At 44.8% G+C, this 19,875-nt stretch carries 18 protein-coding genes; 11 read left to right on the top strand and 7 right to left on the bottom strand.

Features of this window, described 5'->3' with window-relative positions; translation table 11 throughout:
* Positions 1–15: 15 nt before the first annotated feature.
* The 3 genes from AC1DSE_RS05445 to pyk form a co-directional block, all read right to left on the bottom strand.
* Positions 16–390, bottom strand: coding sequence for a hypothetical protein (locus tag AC1DSE_RS05445; RefSeq protein ID WP_477510724.1), 375 nt, complete (start codon positions 388–390; stop codon positions 16–18).
* 242 nt (positions 391–632) lie between these two features.
* Positions 633–929, bottom strand: coding sequence for a hypothetical protein (locus AC1DSE_RS05440; protein ID WP_477527474.1), 297 nt, complete (start codon positions 927–929; stop codon positions 633–635).
* Between the two features lie 205 nt (positions 930–1,134).
* The gene (gene pyk / locus AC1DSE_RS05435; protein WP_477510725.1) at positions 1,135–2,550 is read right to left on the bottom strand and encodes a pyruvate kinase; all 1,416 of its coding nucleotides are present in this window, start codon (positions 2,548–2,550) and stop codon (positions 1,135–1,137) included.
* A 105-nt stretch (positions 2,551–2,655) separates the two neighbouring features.
* Here pyk and AC1DSE_RS05430 point away from each other — a divergent pair, with 105 nt between their 5' ends.
* Entirely contained in the window at positions 2,656–3,438 is a 783-nt protein-coding gene (locus tag AC1DSE_RS05430) for an AraC family transcriptional regulator (protein ID WP_477527473.1), read from the top strand.
* Between the two features lie 98 nt (positions 3,439–3,536).
* Positions 3,537–4,169 carry a type 1 glutamine amidotransferase family protein gene (locus AC1DSE_RS05425; RefSeq protein WP_477510727.1) on the top strand — a complete coding sequence of 211 codons (633 nt, stop codon included), beginning with the start codon at positions 3,537–3,539 and terminating at the stop codon, positions 4,167–4,169.
* Here the strand turns inward: AC1DSE_RS05425 and AC1DSE_RS05420 are convergent.
* Positions 4,146–5,531, bottom strand: coding sequence for an MFS transporter (locus AC1DSE_RS05420; protein ID WP_477510728.1), 1,386 nt, complete (start codon positions 5,529–5,531; stop codon positions 4,146–4,148). The two genes, AC1DSE_RS05425 and AC1DSE_RS05420, sit on opposite strands and share 24 nt — an antisense overlap.
* Positions 5,532–5,644: 113 nt before the next feature.
* On the opposite strand from AC1DSE_RS05420, the gene AC1DSE_RS05415 reads away from it, so the two are divergent.
* Positions 5,645–6,532, top strand: coding sequence for a LysR family transcriptional regulator (locus AC1DSE_RS05415; RefSeq protein WP_441881105.1), 888 nt, complete (start codon positions 5,645–5,647; stop codon positions 6,530–6,532).
* A gap of 78 nt (positions 6,533–6,610) precedes the next feature.
* On the opposite strand, the gene AC1DSE_RS05410 is transcribed toward AC1DSE_RS05415, so the two are convergent.
* On the bottom strand, positions 6,611–7,015 hold the full coding sequence (locus AC1DSE_RS05410; RefSeq protein ID WP_441881104.1) for a CBS domain-containing protein: 405 nt from the start codon (positions 7,013–7,015) through the stop codon (positions 6,611–6,613).
* 504 nt (positions 7,016–7,519) lie between these two features.
* On the opposite strand from AC1DSE_RS05410, the gene thrS reads away from it, so the two are divergent.
* The 5 genes from thrS (at position 7,520) to AC1DSE_RS05385 (ending at position 13,531) form a co-directional block, all read left to right on the top strand.
* The gene (gene thrS, locus AC1DSE_RS05405; RefSeq protein ID WP_477510786.1) at positions 7,520–9,433 is read left to right on the top strand and encodes a threonine--tRNA ligase; all 1,914 of its coding nucleotides are present in this window, start codon (positions 7,520–7,522) and stop codon (positions 9,431–9,433) included.
* A 293-nt stretch (positions 9,434–9,726) separates the two neighbouring features.
* Positions 9,727–10,551: a MetQ/NlpA family ABC transporter substrate-binding protein gene (locus tag AC1DSE_RS05400; protein ID WP_477510729.1), complete on the top strand. Its 825-nt coding sequence runs from the start codon at positions 9,727–9,729 to the stop codon at positions 10,549–10,551.
* A gap of 73 nt (positions 10,552–10,624) precedes the next feature.
* Complete coding sequence (locus AC1DSE_RS05395; protein WP_477510730.1) at positions 10,625–11,653, top strand: methionine ABC transporter ATP-binding protein; 1,029 nt, start codon at positions 10,625–10,627, stop codon at positions 11,651–11,653.
* A complete protein-coding gene (locus AC1DSE_RS05390; RefSeq protein WP_477510731.1) occupies positions 11,643–12,317 on the top strand; it encodes a methionine ABC transporter permease in 675 nt (224 codons plus the stop codon). Before AC1DSE_RS05395 ends, AC1DSE_RS05390 begins: the two co-directional genes overlap by 11 nt.
* Positions 12,318–12,541: 224 nt before the next feature.
* Complete coding sequence (locus tag AC1DSE_RS05385) at positions 12,542–13,531, top strand: cache domain-containing protein (protein ID WP_477510732.1); 990 nt, start codon at positions 12,542–12,544, stop codon at positions 13,529–13,531.
* Here AC1DSE_RS05385 and AC1DSE_RS05380 read toward each other — a convergent pair.
* A complete protein-coding gene (locus AC1DSE_RS05380) occupies positions 13,519–15,306 on the bottom strand; it encodes a sensor histidine kinase (RefSeq protein WP_477510733.1) in 1,788 nt (595 codons plus the stop codon). The two genes, AC1DSE_RS05385 and AC1DSE_RS05380, sit on opposite strands and share 13 nt — an antisense overlap.
* Positions 15,287–16,543, bottom strand: coding sequence for a response regulator transcription factor (locus tag AC1DSE_RS05375; protein ID WP_477510734.1), 1,257 nt, complete (start codon positions 16,541–16,543; stop codon positions 15,287–15,289). Before AC1DSE_RS05375 ends, AC1DSE_RS05380 begins: the two co-directional genes overlap by 20 nt.
* 317 nt (positions 16,544–16,860) lie before the next feature.
* Between AC1DSE_RS05375 and AC1DSE_RS05370 the strand changes: the two genes are divergently transcribed.
* From AC1DSE_RS05370 to AC1DSE_RS05360, 3 genes are all read left to right on the top strand, one after another.
* A complete protein-coding gene (locus tag AC1DSE_RS05370) occupies positions 16,861–17,790 on the top strand; it encodes a carbohydrate ABC transporter permease (protein WP_477510735.1) in 930 nt (309 codons plus the stop codon).
* Between the two features lie 11 nt (positions 17,791–17,801).
* Entirely contained in the window at positions 17,802–18,686 is an 885-nt protein-coding gene (locus tag AC1DSE_RS05365) for a carbohydrate ABC transporter permease (protein ID WP_477510736.1), read from the top strand.
* A gap of 149 nt (positions 18,687–18,835) precedes the next feature.
* The coding region (locus AC1DSE_RS05360; RefSeq protein ID WP_477527472.1) for an ABC transporter substrate-binding protein at positions 18,836–19,875 on the top strand (1,040 nt) is incomplete at its 3' end.

The raw sequence follows: 19,875 nt of genomic DNA, 5'->3' as shown, positions 1-19,875 counted from the left end.
CTTATTTCATGGAAGTTAAAATACATGTGCGCCTTCCAAGGCGACCTTAATTTTGCCGTTAGTCTCCAGCACCTTCACCTTTACTTTACGGCCAGGCTGATACTGAGGAATATTAACCATATAAATGGCGGTTTTAATGATGGCGCGATAAGGATCTGCATGCTCTCTTGGAATCGTTAATCCGATAAAAACCTCAGGATGACCGTTAATCTCCGTATTGGTTTTTTGTATGGAGCTCACAGTCGCGTCAAAGGATTCGCCATATTTCAAAATAAATTTAGTTTCCCGAGTATCCTTAAACGATTGCCGAATGACGATGAAGGCAAGCAGGAAAAGCGGCACGGAAATGAGGGTAATGACAACTAAGGTGATACTTTCATTTGTACTCACGAATCACCAACTTTCATGGATCATGAACGGTATAGCTTCATGCTGACTCTAAGCTTTTATAATCCTAGAAGAAGCATAACACAACCAATTCAACATGAAAATATTTCCAAAGCCTTATTAAGGAATAGGTACTTTAGCAGCTGTCAAAGTCGTAAACAGTTTATTTTGTACGATAAAAAAAGGCTGTTTCATGAGGTCATTTGACCCGAAACAGCCTTTCTGCTCCTATTCTAGTAATATTTCTATAGGAATGGCGTCTTTTTTACAAAGCTTTGTGCGAGATGGTCAGCATGTAGATCTTTGTCGTTTTTCTTATAGTTTTCAAGAACGTCGATCAAATAATCGTCTGCTGGGTTGTTGGAGCGGAAAATWAACTGCTCTTCATTCTCGATATGTACATCATGTCCGCATTGTTTCAGGACTTCTTGATAATCTTGAACAGTTGGTTTTGTGTTTTCTTCTAGGTACATGAGTCCGGTTAGCGTCTTGGTTGCCGAGCCATGCATAATTTTGAAATGAACGGTATGTTCTTTTTTCATACCCATTCCCTCCTAAGTGTAGAAACGATGTGTTGTTATTATTATAATATGCTCCAAAAGGCATAGGAAAGCATGTCATTTGTGAAAGCTTCATGAAAGATCATTATGTTGAGTCATTCGGGCTGCATTTATATGAGTAAAAAGCTGCATCGTCCTCGGACGGCGCAGCTTTTTGATATCATGCCATTTTTGGCGAAATACTTACTTATACTTGTGCTACTTTGATAAGATTGGTCGCCCCGGCTTGGCCGATTGGCACGCCAGCGGAAAGCACGATAATATCGCCTGTATCAATAAGTCCAGTCAGCTTGGCATTGCGGATAGCGGACTCGAACATTTCGTCTGTTGTTGTTACTGCATCGCCTTTAACCGGAATAACGCCGGAGAGCAAGCAAATTTTTGGAAGCACATGATCATGCTGCGTAATTGCGATAATTGGTGACATCGGACGGTACTTGGATACCATGCGAGCAGTAAAGCCGCTTTCCGTTGAAGTAAGGATTGCTTTGGCGCTCAGCTCAAGCGAGGAGCTAACGACACCTTGGCTAATTACCTCCGTAATGTTCGTGCTTTGCTGCGATCTCTTTTTATCGAATTGCTCTTTATAATCGATCATGGATTCCGCTTTTCTTGCGATGGAAGCCATTGTCCGTACGGATGGGATAGGGTATTTTCCAGCAGCTGTCTCGCCGGAGAGCATCACGACGTCAGCGCCTTGAATAACCGCATTGGCTACGTCGCTTACTTCAGCCCGAGTTGGACGCGGGTTAACCTGCATCGATTCGAGCATATGTGTAGCAACAATAACCGGCTTGCCTACAAGATTACATTTGTTGATCATCTCACGCTGCATCATCGGCACGTCTTCGATCGGTACCTCAACGCCTAGATCACCACGCGCGACCATAATGCCATCGGATGCTTCGATAATTGCATCAAGGTTTTGCATGCCCTCAGCGTTCTCAATTTTGGAAATGATTTGTACATGGCTTGCATTTGCTTCTTCAAGAATGTTGCGGATTTCCAAGATGTCCTCTGCTTTTCTTACAAAGGAAGCAGCAATGATCTCAACATTATGTTTGATGCCAAAATGAATATGCACGACATCGCGCTCCGTTACGCCTGGCAGCGTCGTTTTGATGCCTGGCAGGTTAACGCCTTTGCGAGGTTTCAATATGCCGCCGCTCACGATTTTGCAACGAATATCGTTACCTTCAACCGACAATACCGTCAGATCAACAAGTCCATCATCAATGAGAATCCGGTCGCCTGTTTTTACGACAAGCGGAAGCTCGGAATAGTTTACAGGAAGACGAGTTGCATCGCCGAGTACATCCTCCGTCGTGAGAATCAAATCTTCACCGATAACCAGCTCGCAGGACGCTTCCTTCAGCTTGCCGATCCGCACCTCAGGACCTTTAATATCCATCATAATGGGAACAAAAGTGTTCAGCTCGCGTGCAGCCTGCCGTATATTGTTCATTCGCATAACGTGATCTTCTAATTCGCCGTGAGCCATATTCAGTCTACCAACAGTCATCCCTGCTTGGATCATTTCTTTAATCGTCGAAACGGAGTCGCAAGCGGGCCCCATTGTACAAATAATTTTTGTTTTTAGCATGTTGTAGGCCTCCTTATTTTTTTCATTGTAACGTGAAAAGTCGAAAGGAGATAAGAACTATAGTACAATGAATGTACAATAGTACGGTTCTAAGGAGCGTTCATTATGCTGGCAATTATGGATGTGCATCAGGACAACGGGGCGGATTGGTACGAGGAAGGTGAGGGGCGCATGTTATCCTTTCATCTCTCGTTAGTGACTTATGGGAAATGTGTATATTGGGTGAACGAGGAGAAGGTGATTTTGGAAAAAGGAGATTTGCTCCTTATACCGGGGCATATTCCATACTATGGGAAAAGCATTCCAACGGTCGTCCACACGAAGTATGTGGTCAATTTTTGCAAAATCGTTTCCGAGTGCAGCCTCCCTCTGCTTCAGCTGGAGGAGCCGTTAAAGCAACGGCTCGGGCGCTTTGAAGTGATACAAGAGAGGCTGCGGGGAGTTTGGACACAATACAAGGAGAAACCGCCTTATTATGAACTCATGGCAGAKGCGCTGCTTACGGAAGCGCTGGTCTATCTCAATCAAGAGAAGGATCGCGGAATGATTTCCTCGGACAAGCATCGGCGTGTTGACAGCATGAAGCAATATATTTCGACGCATTATCGCGAGAGGGTGACGAAGGAGGAGCTGGGGGATGTCATTAATACGACACCGAATTATGCGGCTACTTTATTTAAGGCGGTTACGAACCAGACGATCAGCGAATATGTACACAATCAGCGAATGAAGACGGCGATCTACATGCTGACCGAATCGCAGCTGATGATTAGTGAAATCGCCGACTATTTAGGATATAACGATGTTTCGTATTTTTACCGTATATTCAAGCGCATTGTTGGCAGCTCTCCATCTGATTTCCTGCATGAGCGCTCTTCAACCGTTTAATTGATTTCTATCAAATTTAAAAAACTTCACTGACGGAGGATGTCAGTGAAGTTTTTTTATAATAGGGGTATTCAGATATTACAAAAGGAGTGTTTATTATGCAGACAAAAAAAGTATATCTTTATGTTTTTGATACGATGGCAGATTGGGAAGTAGGTTATTTAACTGCTGAGCTTAACTCAGGGAGATATTTTAAAAAGGAGTTAGCGTCTTTAGAGGTCATTGCAGTAGGTGCTGATAAAAATCCTATTACTACAATGGGAGGATTGAAAATACTGCCTGCTATTTCTATTGAAGAGTGTAGTTTGGAAAGTATGGATGTACTCGTTCTTCCAGGCGGAGATACTTGGATGGAACCCATTCACGAGCCTATATTGAAAAAAGCTTCAAAAGCATTAGAAGAAGGAACAGTAGTTGCAGCGATTTGTGGCGCTACAATGGGACTTGCAAAGATGGGAGCGCTCGACTCAAGAAGACATACAAGCAACGATCTCGAATATTTGAAAATGGTTTGTCCTAATTATACGGGAGAAAAATATTATGAAACGGAGCCTGCAGTAACAGATGGAAACTTAGTTACTGCATCAGGTATAGCCCCGCTGGAATTTACGATGCATGTACTGCAGTTGTTGGATGTTTTTGCGCCAAATACATTACAGGCTTGGTTTAAGCTTTATCAGACTCATGAATCAAAATATTTCTTCGAATTAATGGATTCCGTATCGAATTGAGTCCCGGCGCCGCCGGTTCAGGAATACCAAAGACAACGCAATGACCGTGAGGATAATTCCAAGCACATGAAATCCCTCGAAGCTGAACGTATCGCCCATAACGATACCTATCAACAATGAGGAGAGGATGGTTCCAAAGTATCTGGATGTATTAAATAATCCGGATGCTACACCGATTATTTCTTTTGGAGAGCTTTGGAACAAGGATGCTTGCATCCCTACATTGTTCAGCCCGTTGCTAATACCGAATGCAGCCAAAGCTAGACATACGCTAATAACCGGTGAATTTTGATTCAATGTGACGAGCCACACTGACCCAAGTGTCATGAGTATGGCAGATACCAGCAATGCTGGTCTTGGTCCTGATTTATCGATCCATCGTCCTGCGATTGGAGAAGTAACTAGCGAGCATAAGCCTAAGCTTAGCATGAGAATCCCGGTTTGGAACTCACTGACATGGCGTACCATTTGCAAGTAGGATGGTAGCCCGAAAAAGAGCGAGTAATATAATACGTTAACGAGCATGAATTCTACATTAACCCAAGTCATCGCAGGATATTTGGCGAATGTGCGCAGTGGAATAAAAGGTGACGCCGCTTTTAACTCATGTCGAACGAATGCCCCAAGTGCAGCAAGTCCGACCAGCAAGGCAACGACATTTCTGAATGAGACATGTCCAGATGATTTGGCTGAGAGCAATGAAGCGAGCAGGGCAACCAGACCTACTGTAAAGAGCAGGATTCCTGACGCATCTATCAAATCAAACCACATACGAAAAGACATGTCCTTTGCAGCGTGCATTTGCGGTTCATCGATAGGAATAGTTCTCCATGCTAATAGAAAGCTAGCTATCGCAAATGGAATATTGACGAAAAAGATAGCCGTCCAATCCCACGAATGAATCAAGATCCCGCCAATAAAGGGTCCTATGGCTGCCGCTCCCGATAGAAAGATGGACAAAACAGACAGCGCAGTCGCTTGTTTCTCTGTAATATGAATGCGTACAATAGCCATTCCAACGGCAACCATCATGCTTGTTCCAATGGCTTGCACAATGCGGAACACTATGAGCCATCCGAAGTTTGGTGACAGCGGAGCTAGTAATGACGCAACGAAGGCTACAACAAGGCCGGCAAGAAAGATCTTCCTGCGCCCGAATAAATCGCTGGCCTTTCCCATAATAGGCTGAGCGATGCTGCTTGCAATGTAAAAGGAAAAAATAATCCAAGAAACACTTGTAAAATCAAGTTGGAATACATGCTGCAGACGTGGAATAGCAACTGAAACCATCGAAGAATTTAATGGGTTCAATAGTATTCCTAGACCAACGGAGATCATTAACCACCTGCTGCGAACACTCATTTTTGAATCGCCCCCAAATCGTATTAATGTCATCGTACTTGAAATCATTTATTCATTCCAACGCATTTGATGCTATAATCTCATTGACTTGAGGGAATGAATGGGGGCGCAAAATGGAACTTCTTCAACTGCAATATTTTCTTACGGTAGCTCGTTTGGAGCATATGACCGAAGCTGCACGCAATCTGCACGTTACTCAGTCTTCACTAAGCAAAACGATTGGGCGCTTGGAGGAGGATTTAGGGGTTCCCTTATTCGATCGAATAGGGAGGAATTTGCGATTGAATGAGTATGGCAGCCTATTCCTCCGCCGTGCAGAAAGGGCATTGTTTGAATTGGAGCAGGGGAAGCAGGAGCTTAGCGATTTATCCAGCCCGGAACATAGCACGCTCAAATTAGCAGTGACCACTGCAAGCAAATTGCCCAATATCCTTCGTGAGTTTCGGAAAAAACGTCCTGATATTCAATTTCATGTGCAAATGCTCACCACACAGGAAATGGTTACGCTTCTGGATAGAGGAGAAGTGGATTTTTGCTTGTCCTCGCCTCCTATAGAAGGGGATGATATCGAATGTCAAATCGTGTTTATCGACCCGATCCTTGTAGCTGTTCCAAAGGGGCATCGGCTGGCAGATCGAAGCAGCGTATCTTTGGCAGAGCTAAGGGATGAATGGTTTGTCGGAGTGAAAAAAGGTTACGGTACGCGCGATTTAGTGGACTCTTTATGCGAATCGATTGGATTTGTACCAAAATATGTGTATGAGGGGGATGAACCTGCAAGGCTTAGCATGCTTGTAGAGGCCGAAATAGGTATAGCCTTCATACCCAGCACGGCAAGGAATTCGCGGGAACAAATCCATTATCTCCAAATAGAGAATCACGAATTAGTACGGGAGATAGCGCTATTATGGCATAGGAATCGGTATATTTCGCGAGCTGCTCTGGAATTTCGTGAGGTCGTTGCAGCGTATTTTGAAGCGTTATCCAAACAAAGCATTTAAGCGTGTTCACCACTAATTCATCATAAAAGGCTGCCGGCGACGGCAGCCTTCTTGATTTGCATGATCTGGCTTTTCCAATTAATCAGAAATATTTCGGGTATAGTATTCGATGATATCTTTGCGGCGAATAATACCAAGAAAGACACGATCGATGTCTACGACGGGAACGAAGTTCTGATCGGCCGCCAGCGCCAGCATATCGTCCAAATCGGCGTTGATCGCGACACATTCGACTTTCATCCGTTTTTTGATGGAGACGACAGGAATTTCGTGCATTGTATCGAAGGTGAGGCCGGGTGTGGCTTTCAACTTCCATAACAAATCCCCTTCGGAAAGTGTTCCGAAATATAAGCCATTGTCGTCCAAGATCGGAATGGCTGTATAGTGGCTAGCCTCTAATTTATCTATGGCTTCTTTCATATTAGAGGATGTCATGAGGTATGAGACCTCGTTTTTTGGAAATAGAAACGATTTGATGTCCATTGAATCACGCTCCTTTGGTATATTAAAGCATATTTTGTCCGATGGTGCATGTGGAAGTGACTGGGCACGTCTAAAATGATCGAATAAAAATGCTAAAAATTATGCTTATTTCCATGAATACTTGGCTGCAGTTGACTTATTGGAACATTCGAATTACAATTTACCCATAAATAGGCTTTGACCAAAGACATGATTACCTTATACGAGCTGTCCAGAGAGAGAGGCTAAGGCTGAGAGCTTCTCCAGCAACCGATTGTGTAATTACCCCTTTGTAGCCGTGTTATTGAACCCGCTGTTTGCACAAAGCGATTGTAAATAACACCGATTCATCCTCGTTACCGGGTGCTCAATAAGGATCTTGCTGTAACTTTAAGTCTGGCGGATAGCCAGTCATATAAAGCAGCAGATCGAATGAGGGTGGAACCACGAGCTGAACGCACTCGTCCCTTGGTGGGAGAGATGTGTTTTTTTTGCGTTCAACTACATTCGATCGGAGGCTGCATGATGAGTATTGCAATTACATTACCGGATGGAACAGTTAAGGAGTATCCACGGGGGACAACCGCCGCGCAATTGGCGGAATCAATCAGTACTGGCCTTGGCAAAAATGCAGTCGCGGGAAAAGTCGATGGCAGGCTCGTCGATCTGAACGAGCCCATCCTAGCAAGCAGCAGCGTTGAAATTATAACGCTTGATGGTGCTGATGGTTTAGCGATTTACCGTCACAGTACAGCGCATGTGATGGCACAAGCCATAAAGCGTATCTATGGGGAAAAGACTGTGAAGCTTGGGATTGGTCCTGTTATTGAGGATGGCTTCTACTATGACATTGATATCGAGAAGCCGTTGTCTACAGATGATCTTGCTGCGATAGAAGCGGAGATGAGCAAGGTTATTCAAGAAAACCTGCCTATTACGCGTCGTGAAGTGAGTCGCGAGGAAGCGACAGCTTTATTCGCACAGGAGGAAGAGCCGCTCAAGCTGGAGTTAATTCGTGATTTGCCGGACGATTCCATTATTTCGCTGTATGAGCAAGGCGAGTTTGTTGACCTTTGCCGCGGTCCTCATTTACCTTCCACAGGACGCATCAAGGCGTTCAAGCTGCTAAGTGTAGCAGGCGCTTACTGGCGTGGCAATTCGGACAACAAAATGCTGCAGCGCATATATGGCACGTCGTTCCCGAAAAAGGCGCAGCTTGATGAGCATTTGCACCTGCTGGAGGAAGCGAAGAAGCGTGATCACCGCAAGCTGGGCAAGGAATTGGAGCTGTTCATGTTCTCAGAAGAGGCGCCGGGCATGCCGTTCTACCTGCCGAACGGCATGACAATTCGTACGGAGCTGGAGAGCCTGATTCGCGAGAAGCAGTGGCAGCGGGATTATGAGGAAGTACGCACGCCATTTATGATGAACCAGCGGATGTGGGAGCAATCGGGTCACTGGGATCATTATAAGGACAATATGTATTTTACAAATGTGGATGACACGGCTTATGCGCTAAAACCGATGAACTGCCCGGGGCATATGCTGATTTTCAAAAACAGTCTGCATTCGTATAGAGAGCTTCCGATTCGGATGTCGGAATTTGGCCAGGTTCATCGCCATGAGTACTCGGGTGCTCTGAACGGCATGATGCGGGTGCGTACGTTTTGCCAGGATGATGCTCATATATTCGTGCGGCCTGATCAGATTGAAGCAGAGATCAGCCATGCGATCGCATTGATCGACCATATCTACGGCGTATTCGGTTTTGATTTCAAAATTGAGCTGTCGACTAGACCAGAGGACTCAATGGGTTCCGAGGAGCTATGGGATCAAGCGGAGCAATCACTGCGCAGCGTACTGGACAGCCGCAATATTCAATATCGCGTAAATGAGGGCGACGGTGCATTTTATGGGCCAAAAATCGACTTTCATATCCTCGATGCTTTGAAGCGGAGCTGGCAATGCGGCACGATTCAGCTTGATTTCCAAATGCCTGAGAAATTTGATTTGTCCTATATTGGCGAAGACAACCAGAAGCATCGCCCTGTCGTTATTCATCGTGCGGTATATGGATCGATTGATCGTTTTATCGGTATATTGACAGAGCATTATTCAGGAGCATTCCCATTATGGCTCGCACCTGTTCAGGTTAAGCTGCTGCCTGTCTCGGAGAAATATATCGATTATGCCTTGCAGGTGAAGGAAGCACTCGCTGAAGCGGGCATTCGCACTAAAGTGGATACACGGAATGAGAAGCTGGGTTATAAAATTCGCGAGGCTGGCCTTGAAAAGGTGCCTTACACATTGGTACTCGGTGAAAGTGAGAAAAACGCGGGCAGCGTTGCCATCAGGAAAAGAGGCGAAGGTGATCTCGGATCACTAGCGATTGCTGAGGTTGTACAGCGGATTAAGGATGAGGTGCTGGCTAAATCGTAAGATGGCTAGCGCGGCTGCAGCGTGGGGCAATAACCGAGCGGCAGCCGTTCTTCGTTGGAATTGGTCATCCATGGAAGATCTAGCGCTTGAATGACAAATAAAATCGTTGACAGAAGCAATAAATATAATCTATAGTAAGCTCATCGGAATTATAAGAAATCGAGCTGATTAGACGACTAAAAGCTCTTATTTCACGGAACGGCGCAAACAGCCGGCATCGTGGAATAAGAGCTTTTCTGTTTTTCTAGACATGTAATCAGCTTGAAAAACAAATAGGAAGCAGGGGAGATCATATGAAACAAAAGATCGTATTGATTATGCTGACACTGGTATTAACCGCTGTGCTTGCCGCGTGCGGCAACAAATCAGAATTGAGCGGTGCAGAGGGAGAAGGAGAGAACGCGAAGCTTAAGGTAGGTATTTCGGCAGGCGTTGAGGAAGAGATTTGGAAACAGGTGCAGGAAGTTGCGGCAAAGGATAACCTCGATATTGAGCTTGTTGTATTCAATGACTATGTACAGCCGAATAAAGTGCTGGCGGAAGGCGAGCTTGATGCCAATGCATTCCAGCATGAGCCGTATCTCGATCAATTCAAGAAGGATAACAACCTTGATTTGGTGAAGATCGCGAACACGCTTAATTTTCCAATCGGCTTCTACTCCAAAAAAATCAAAGACGTTTCTGAAATAAAGGAAGGCGATGTTATCGGCCTGCCTAATGATCCGACGAATGGCGCACGCGCGTTGATTCTATTTGAAAACGCTGGACTGATTAAGCTTAAAGAAGGCGTTGGCATTAAAGCGACTGTTCGCGACATCGCAGAAAACAAGCTCAAATTGAAATTTGAGGAGCTGGATGCAGCATTCATTCCGAAAGCGCTTGGCGATCTGACGGCGGCAGTAATCAACACCAACTATGCGGTAGAAGCGGGTTTTGTGCCAACGAAGGATGCCATTTTTATTGAGCCAAAGGATTCTCCTTGGGTAAATATTATTGCAGTAAGAACCGAGGACAAGGATAAGCCGGTATTCCAAAGATTGATTAAGGCTTATCATTCCGACCAAGTCAAGAAATTCGTAGAAGAAAAATACGGCACGTACATTGTCGCATCTTGGTAACTCGAAAATAGACCTTGGTCTCTTCTTAGATGAAGAGACCTTTTTAACATTTTAGCAGAGGCGGGGTTGTACAGTGATCTGGATCGAAAATGTCAGCAAAACGTATCAACAGGGCAAACAGAACATCCATGCAATTAAGGACGCGAATCTGCATATTCGTAAAGGGGAAATTTTCGGCATTATCGGCTACAGCGGAGCAGGCAAAAGCACGCTTCTGCGCTGCATCAACTATTTGGAGCGGCCGACTGCTGGCAGTATACGTATAAATGACACGGATCTGGCATCGCTTAACGAGCAGGAGCTGCGCATTATGCGGCGGAAAATCGGGATGATTTTTCAAAATTTCAACTTGCTTATGTCGAGTACCGTCTATGAGAATATAGCTTCTCCGCTCGTGCTTGCAGGTGTCCCCAAAAAACAAATTGAAGCAAGGGTAAGTGAGCTTCTGAAGCTTGTGGATCTTGAGGATAAACGTGACAGCTACCCCGCTCAATTGTCTGGAGGACAGAAGCAGCGTGTGGCGATTGCAAGGGCGCTTGCCAACGAGCCGGAAATCTTGTTATGCGATGAAGCGACATCGGCACTTGATCCGCAGACGACCGATTCGATCTTGCATTTGCTGCTCGACATTCATCGTTCCTATGGAATTACGATTGTATTGATTACCCATGAGATGTATGTGTTGAAAAAGATATGTGATCGAGCAGCCGTTATGGAGAACGGCATCATTGTAGAGCAGGGCTCTATTTTGGAGCTGTTTACGAAACCGCAAACGGATACGACCAAAAAATTTACGAAAAGCGTGTTTGATGCGGATTTGCCGCAGGAGCTGCTTTACAAAGCCAACCACCCTGCAGAGCCAAAACATCTGCTTCGCATTTCCTTCATTGGAGATACGGTAAGCGAGCCTATACTCGCAGATTTGACGCTGCGCTATCAGCTTCGGCCAAGCATTTTGTACGGGAATATAACGAAAATTAAAGATACCGTTTTTGGTTTTCTCTTAATTAGTTTGCCGGGCGAATCGACTGCCATAGAAGAAGGAATTGCATACATGGTACAAAACGGAATGCAGGTGGAGGTGCTTAAGCATGCTGGATAGCTTCTTCAGAAGCCTAGCCGAGAACCATGATCTATACACAGAAGCGCTAGGGGAAACAGCGGCGATGGTTGTCTATTCCTTGTTTTTCTCCACTATTATTGGCTTGTTTCTGGGCATTTGCCTAGTCGTGCTTCGCCCAAATCATATTTATGAGAACAAGGTGCTTTATCATCTGTTAAACGCAGTCATCAATGTGCTGCGGTCTGTCCCGTTTATCATTATTTTAATAGCGATCATTCCCATTACGAAATGGATTGTGCATACAACAATCGGGGTGAAAGGGGCAATCGTGCCGCTTGTCTTTTATACCGCGCCTTATATTGCGAGGCTTATCGAATCGGCTTTGCTGGAGGTGAATACCGGTGTTATTGAAGCATTTCAAGCGATGGGAGCCTCGCGCCGGCAAATCATTTGGCGGGTTATTTTGAAGGAAGCAAGACCGGGGATTGTGCTTGGTTTAACCATCGCAACGATTGGATTAATCGGCGCAACAGCGATGGCGGGTGTACTTGGCGCAGGCGGTTTAGGCGATGTGGCGATTAGGTACGGCTACCAGCGCTGGGAGCCCGACGTGATGTACGTTTGTGTCATTATTCTTATTTTACTCGTACAGCTGATGCAGTCAGCGGGCAATCGCATATCGAAGAAGCTGCGCAAGCACTAGTTGAAACGTTATAGCGGTCTGCTCACAATCTGCGAATGAACTCCTGAGATAGTCGGGAGTTTTTTTCGTTTATCCTTCGATCCTGCGATTGCAAACCATTTCGCAGCTTTAACGGCTTTTTTATAAGCAGCTTGTATGGTACTATCGATGGGCAATAAAAGAAAGCGCTTCATTATAGCTTGCGTTAAAATAGAAATAAGGACAACTGGGAACGAGGGGATACGGTGTTCAGATCGCTTGATAAGAAAATGAAAATTATTTTGCTATCGGTCATTGTTTTATATGTAATCTTGTCCAGCATGCTCGTATTTCGGACCATGGAGAACAAAAGCTCGGAAATGCAGCGTCAGCTTTCCCTTCAATATACAGGCCAACAGCACAAAAACGCCCAGCTGTTTATGAAATGGATGGAGGAAATGGCTAGTTTGGTGACAAACAATACAGCCGTTCATGCTTCCCTCACAAGCAGCGAATATGACAATACCATTACGCCGATATTGGACGGCATGATTTCATCCAACCTCTATATTTTAGATATGGTGATGTACGGGAATAGCGGCAGCGTGTACGCATCAAGCAACGTATCGGCGATACGCTCGTTCCAGGAGACCCAGAAGCTTCCCGAATATACGAAGTTTTTAAGCTCAGATTTAACGTCCGAATGGATTGTTCAAGCTTCGAGCTCGCTCGTGTACAAGAACACAGATCCACGCAGAAAGCTGGTTTATGTGGCCAAAATCATCGATACAAACGAGAAGATCACAGGCCTGCTTCTCATGAATGTGGATTTGAAAAAGATGAGCAGCTTCTATCATGCCGACGATCCTGAATTGTATGGCCGTCATCCTACCTATATTATTACGCATGATCATGCGATTTTGAATGCAAATGGCTTGCAGGAAGAGCCTAACGATGTGATTTGGGAAACGCTGCAGGAGGATACACAAGAAGAAGCGAATGAGGAAATGACGATCAATCAGACGGAAGAAGGCATTGTTTTGTTATATCGCTTGTATCATTCTGATGATCGAATCGCGATTCTGATCTCAGGTGAGCCGATCAAAAGCGAACTCCGACTGCTAAGAAATACGCTAATCGGAGTTGGCGCTTTTATTTTGGCACTATTTTTTATACTGATTAAGCGGCTGTCTCGCAGCATTCTAGATCCATTAAAGGATTTGTACAAAAAAATGCGCAGACATCATGAGATTTGATCTAGGCTGAGGCGAATCCGAATAAGGGCAGTCGTTCCTTTTCCGGGTTCGCTCGTTATCGTGAGCCCCGATTCCTTGCCATATTCGAGTTTAATCCTCTCGTCAACGTTTCTGAGGCCGTAACCGCTTTGAAACAACACATTTTTGTCGGTGCTTTGAATGTTGGATTTGCTTTTGAACCCTACCCCGTCATCCTTAATTTCAAAATACAGATAGGTTTCGTCTCGCCAGCTTTTAACCTCGACTAATCCTTTTCCTTGTTTCTCACTCATGCCATGTTTAATGGCGTTCTCCACTAATGGCTGAAGAATAAGCTTCAAGATGCGAATTTTCCGAAGCGGCTCTGGGATATCGTAGGTGACATCATATTTGTCTGGAAAACGCATCAGCTCAACGGTTACAAAGCTTTTTACCAGCCGAATCTCTTCCTCAACGGGAATATGCTTGTCCCCTTTATGCAGGCTGATTCGGAAGAAGGTCGCTAACGCAGAAATCATTCTCTCGATTTCAGGTTGTTTTTTCAGCCTGGCCGTCCAAGTGATCGCATCGAGCGTATTGTACAAAAAATGCGGATTGATTTGCGATTGCAAAGCGGTTAGCTCCATCACTCGCTGCTTTTCCTTTTCCTCATTGTTTTCGTGAATGAGGTTGTTGATTCGGTCGATCATCGTGTAATAGCTGTTTTCAAGCTCACTGATTTCGTCGCTCGGTTTATTTCGATCATTCATGAGCTGCAGCCCGGACTTTCCTATCGCACCCAGCTTCTTTGTCAGATTGAAGACAGGCTCCGTAATTTTGGATGCCAAATAAAAAGATAGAGCTAAGAGACCAACAAAAACGAGCAAAGCGAAATATAGCGCGTTGCGGTTTCCTTCCGTAATCGCTGCAAACAATTGTGGCCGCGATACAACGGAAACAAGCTTCCAGCTGACGCCGAATCGGTTCAGGCGGTCGCTCAGCGGATACGTGCTCAAAATATAGTTTTCATGCCCCGATGATACGTTTCGATAACCTGCCGTTTCTCCGGGATGGAACGAATCCGATTCCAGAAGAGTATTGCCGACCACCCGTTTATCCGGATGTGAAATCACTTCATTAGTGACCGAGGCAATATAGGAATAGCCTAGCCCCTCAAACGCTGGCTTATAAAGATTAAACAGCGAAGATTCCTTCACATAGACGAGAATCGTACCAATGTTTTGGCCAGTATTGAAATTGCGATATTTTTGTCCGAAAACGATATAGGCGTCACCTTTAGCGTTATGCTTCACCTTACCGATAACAGGTAAAATAGACTCCTCGATTTTGGATAGCAGCAGGTCATCCGGATCTTCAAAAATTTCTGTATCGGCGACATATCGGTAACGGGTGCCTTCATTTGTAATGATCACCACGTCGCCGATCAGCTCGTTTTTGGCGACGATGCCTTCCATCAGCGAACGAATACGCGTTTTTTTCTCATCCTCTGCAATGGACAAGTCGCCGATTAGGCGGTAAATGTCTGTATTGACGAGGAAACGGAGCGAAAGCATTTGGATATCATCGACGATCAGCTCTAAGCTGAGTCCGATCTCTTTTTGAATATTGCCAATGTGATTGTACAAATTGTTTTTGAGATACGTGTGAGCGTAAATATTGAACACACCCAGCATCAAAGTGAGATGCAGCGTCAATCCGGCGATGATGACAAAGACGATTCGGGTTCTAATGTTCATTTTACGCAAAATAGAGGACGACTTGTCGCTGCGATCCTGCTTATTGTTGATATTTGGCATATTCGCTAGGAGACATCCCGGTCATTTTGCGGAAAATTTGGCTGAAATATTTGGAATCGCCGAAGCCAACATGCAGACCGACCTCATAAACGCGATAGGAGGAGTAGCGCAGCAGACGCTTAGCCTCATCGATGCGATATTCCGTCAGGCACTCATAAAACGTTTTGTTCAGATCCTTCCTAAACAAATGCATCAGATGAGTTGGGCTGACATGAACCTTCTCGGCAACCATGTCGGCTGTAATGTTATCTGCATAATGAAGTCTAATATAGGCGAGCGCGTCCCGAACCTCGCGTCTTGAGCCTGAACGTTCATTTTCTGATTCAAATAAAACGCCGCCTAATCCAGAGATGGATTTGCGTGCCGCCTCACGCGCTTTCACAAACGCAGTGTGTATGCCCGCATAGCGGTTAGCTGCTTCAGTGAAGCCTACCGTCAATTGGAAGCCGGCGGAGTCTTTTATTTCTTTAATGACAGCGTAACCAAAAGTGTACATGGTGGAAGCAAAATCGGTGATTGGCAGGCTCGAAGCCGCGATGACTGTCCATTCTGTCGGTGCACTTTGCAAAACAGCTATAGTGCTCACTGAATGGTTGTTTAAGATCTGGCGAATTTGCTGTTCAATTGCCGACCATTTGGATTGATCAACAAAATCTATCGCTGTAACGGTGTCTGGAATGATAGAGATGACAGCAGCAATCAGATTATTCTCAGGCGCAATCGCGATACTCAGCCAATCATATTTCTCCTGAATCAAATTGGTGTCAGAGAGTCGCCCGTAAAATAAATCAAGCCAAAATTGCGAGGAGATGGCGTTCTCTTCTTTTTTATATTTTTGAAATTGCATGCGGTTTGCTCGTTTTTCAATCGTTTGCCGCCCAATTTGCTGGACCGTTTCTGCCAGCTCATCGATATTTACCGGCTTAAGCAGATAACTGGCTGCGCCATGGCGAAGCGCCTCCTGGGCATATTGAAATTCATCGTATCCACTGAGCACAATAACGCCGCAATGCAGATTATGCTCTTTTATTTTCTCCAAAAACTCCAGCCCGTTCATATAAGGCATACGCACATCAGTCACAATGACATCGGGCTGATGAAGCAGTGCGAGCTCCAGCCCTTCCACGCCATTGCTTGCATCTCCAATAATCTCTACCCCATATTCGGCCCAATCGATGGTCTCGCGGAATCCTGTGCGAACTAAATATTCGTCGTCGACGATAAGCGCTTTCAACATGGTGTCCGACTCCCCCATAACCCATTGTTGTCGATCCATTTTATTATAATATATCGTCCTTATTTCGTCAGTGCCATGGAAGGTTCCGACAGAATAATCCACCCTTTCGCAGGATAACAACCTACTGGCAAATCTTTTTACTGTGCTACCATGAGCTAAAGCAGCGATTGCCATGAAGAAGGGAGAACAACGTTAGAAGCAATCGGCGCTTATATTTCACATCATGTCAAACCATTTCGCRGGGTTGAAGGATGTTGCTCTTTGCAAGGAAGCGTTATCATTTTAATTAAATACATCATTTAGGAAAGGAAGCCAACATGAGCGTAAACGCCGGTACACCCACGTATACTCCTAAGCAGAAAAAATCGACTTTTTTTATGTATTGGATGAAGGAATGGTCCTCGTGGCTTTTAATTATTCCCACGCTGCTTTTTTTCTTTTTCTTTTCATGGCAGCCGTTATTGTCAGGCATTTGGTTATCCTTTTTTAAGACAAAGGGATTTAAAGCAGAGTCATTTATCGGGCTGCAAAATTATATCGATGTCATTACCAATTCGGTATTCCAGCAAACCTTGATCAATACGTTTATGTACGTTTTTTGGTCTCTTGTTATTGGATTCGTGATTCCGATCGTCGTTGCTGTCATGATTAATGAAATGCGGCATTGGAGCTCTTTTTTTCGGTTTTCGGCTTTTTTCCCAAGCATGATTCCGGGAATTGCAGCATCGATGCTGTGGATGTTCCTCTTTGAGCCGAGCGAGAACGGTTTGGTCAATAAAATAATAGGCATGGTCGGCATTCATCCGCAGGGGTGGCTGCAGGACCCAAGCTTGACGATTATTACAATTGTGCTCACGATCACTTGGAGAAGCTTCGGGGCAACAACGCTTCTATTTCTAGCCAGTTTACAGGGTGTGAATAGTGAGCTGTATGAGGCGGCTTCAATTGATGGAGCAGGCATATGGCGAAAATTTTGGAACATTACGCTTCCGCAGATTTCACCTTTAATCGGCTTAACGCTGATCTTACAAATTAGCGGCGTTTTCCAAATTTTTAATGAGCCTCTCGTTTTGACAGAGGGCGGCCCTAATAATGCGTCTATGACTCTGCAGCTGCAAAGCTACTTCTATGCCTTCCGATATTTCGAGGCGGGTCATTCGGTGGCACTCGGCGTCATTACCTTTATGATTTTGATGGTTATGACCGTCTACTATTTCAAATTGCAGAAAAAATGGGACAAGGAGTAAGGAGTGAGTAAATGAAAACGGCTAAATCATCAGGAATTATTGGGGATCTGGAATACAAAATACCTAAGGTTAAAATTATGTATTGGCTATTTTTTGCGATCATGACGATCATTTCACTCGTATGCCTTCTGCCTCCTGTCTGGGTTATTTTGTCCAGCTTCAAGGATGTGAAGGAGTTTTACGAAATTCCGCCTACCATTATTCCGCGGTCGTTTCACATCGAGAAGCTTTGGGACACATGGAATGAGTTCAAGTTTATGCGTTATTATTTGAATACGTCTTATGTGACGATCGGAACGCTTGTATTTACGGTGTTGTTTAATGGATTGGCAGGTTACTTTTTCTCCAAGCTGAAGCCAAAAGGAAGCGCCTTTTTCTTTTTGCTCATTCTTTGGACAGTGCTGCTGCCGAGTACAGTCGGAATTGTTCCTTTGTTCGGCAATATTGTCGATTTTCCACTGTTTCATATTAACTTTACGAATACGTATTGGCCTTTATGGTTTTTGGCGGCGGTCAATCCCGTTGTCATTCTTATTTTCAAAAACTTTTTCGACACGATTCCAGCTTCCTTGGTCGAATCAGCCCATATTGACGGAGCTTCCAAGCTAAGCATTTTTTTGCGGATTATTTTGCCTTTGAGTGGACCTGTGCTCATCACGATCTCGATCTTAACGATCAACGGCGTATGGAATGACTTTTTCTGGCCGTATATGATTCTGAAAGACCAGTCGCAGTGGACGGTCATCGTTGCTATTTTTAACTTGAAAGCTACGCTGCCTGCAGATATCCAGTTCCTTGGATTAACGTTTGCCATCGTTCCGCCGGTTCTACTATTTCTAGTCTTCCAGCGATATATTATGCAAGGCTATTCGATTGCCGGAAGCATCAAAGGTTAAGGAAGCGCGCAGAATATTAAACTGTTTCGCAGATTTGTGCCCTACTGAATGCGATAATGAGTATGATAGCATTTAGTTGCCGGCAAATAAGAAAGCGCTTCAAAAGCTCGTAAAGTCATCATTCCAAATAGAAGGCTGGGGGATTACAAATGAATTTGAAAAAAAGAAACACTTGGCAGCTTACGTTTATTATGTTGTGCGTGTTTGTTCTCGTTATTGCAGGCTGCGGCAAAAATAGCGGCAATAATGCTGTGGAGCCGACGGCAAGCAGCAATAGCGGCGAAAATAATCCAGCGACGGAAGCGCCTTCCGAAGCGAAGCCTACAACGATCAAGGTCAGCAACTGGCCGAAGCCGAATGAGGAAGCTCAGGTCAAAATTTACACCGATTATGTTGCCAAGATGAAAGAGAAATATCCGCTTATTACAGTGGATAAGGATGAATGGGGCTATGATGTAAGCTCGTTCCTTCCGAAAGCGGCAAGCGGTGAGCTTCCTACCGTGTATGAAACCTTTTTTACTGAAGCAGACAAAATTATCAAGGCAAATTATGCCGCTGATATTACGGATATTATGACTAAAAATGAGTTCGACAAAGCGCTTAACCCAGATTTGCTCAAGCTGGTGCAAAAAGACGGCAAATATTACGGCATTCCAAAAGACGGATACGTGATGGGCCTTATGTACAACGTAAACCTGTTCAAGCAAGCAGGCCTTGTAGATGACAAAGGGGTGCCAAATTTCCCGAAAACCTATGAGGAGCTTGCGCAAACCGCTAAAACGATCAAAGAGAAAACAGGAAAGTCCGGCTTTTTCTTCCCAACCAAAAACAATCAAGGCGGCTGGATGTTCATGAATATCGCCTGGGCATATGGCGCTGATTTTGAACAGCAGGTAGATGGCAAATGGAAAGCTGTATTTAATTCCCCAGAGGCTGCTGAAGCGCTTCAATACGTAAAGGATTTGAAATGGAAATATGACGTGCTTCCTGCAAACAATCTAGTTGATGTCGGTACTGATTTATTCCAAATGTTCGGAACAGAGCAAGTGGCGATGAGCTTTGGCATATCCGATTGGGGTAATGCGATCGTTCAAAATATGAAAATGCCAAAAGATAACCTGGCTATGTCGGCACTGCCGACAGGACCAAAAGGAAATGCGACGCTTCTAGGCGGCGGACTATACATGTT

Source organism: Paenibacillus sp. 01L418 (assembly GCF_056400045.1).
Note: the sequence above shows the minus strand (reverse complement) of the source record. Positions and strands in the feature narration are given on the sequence as shown.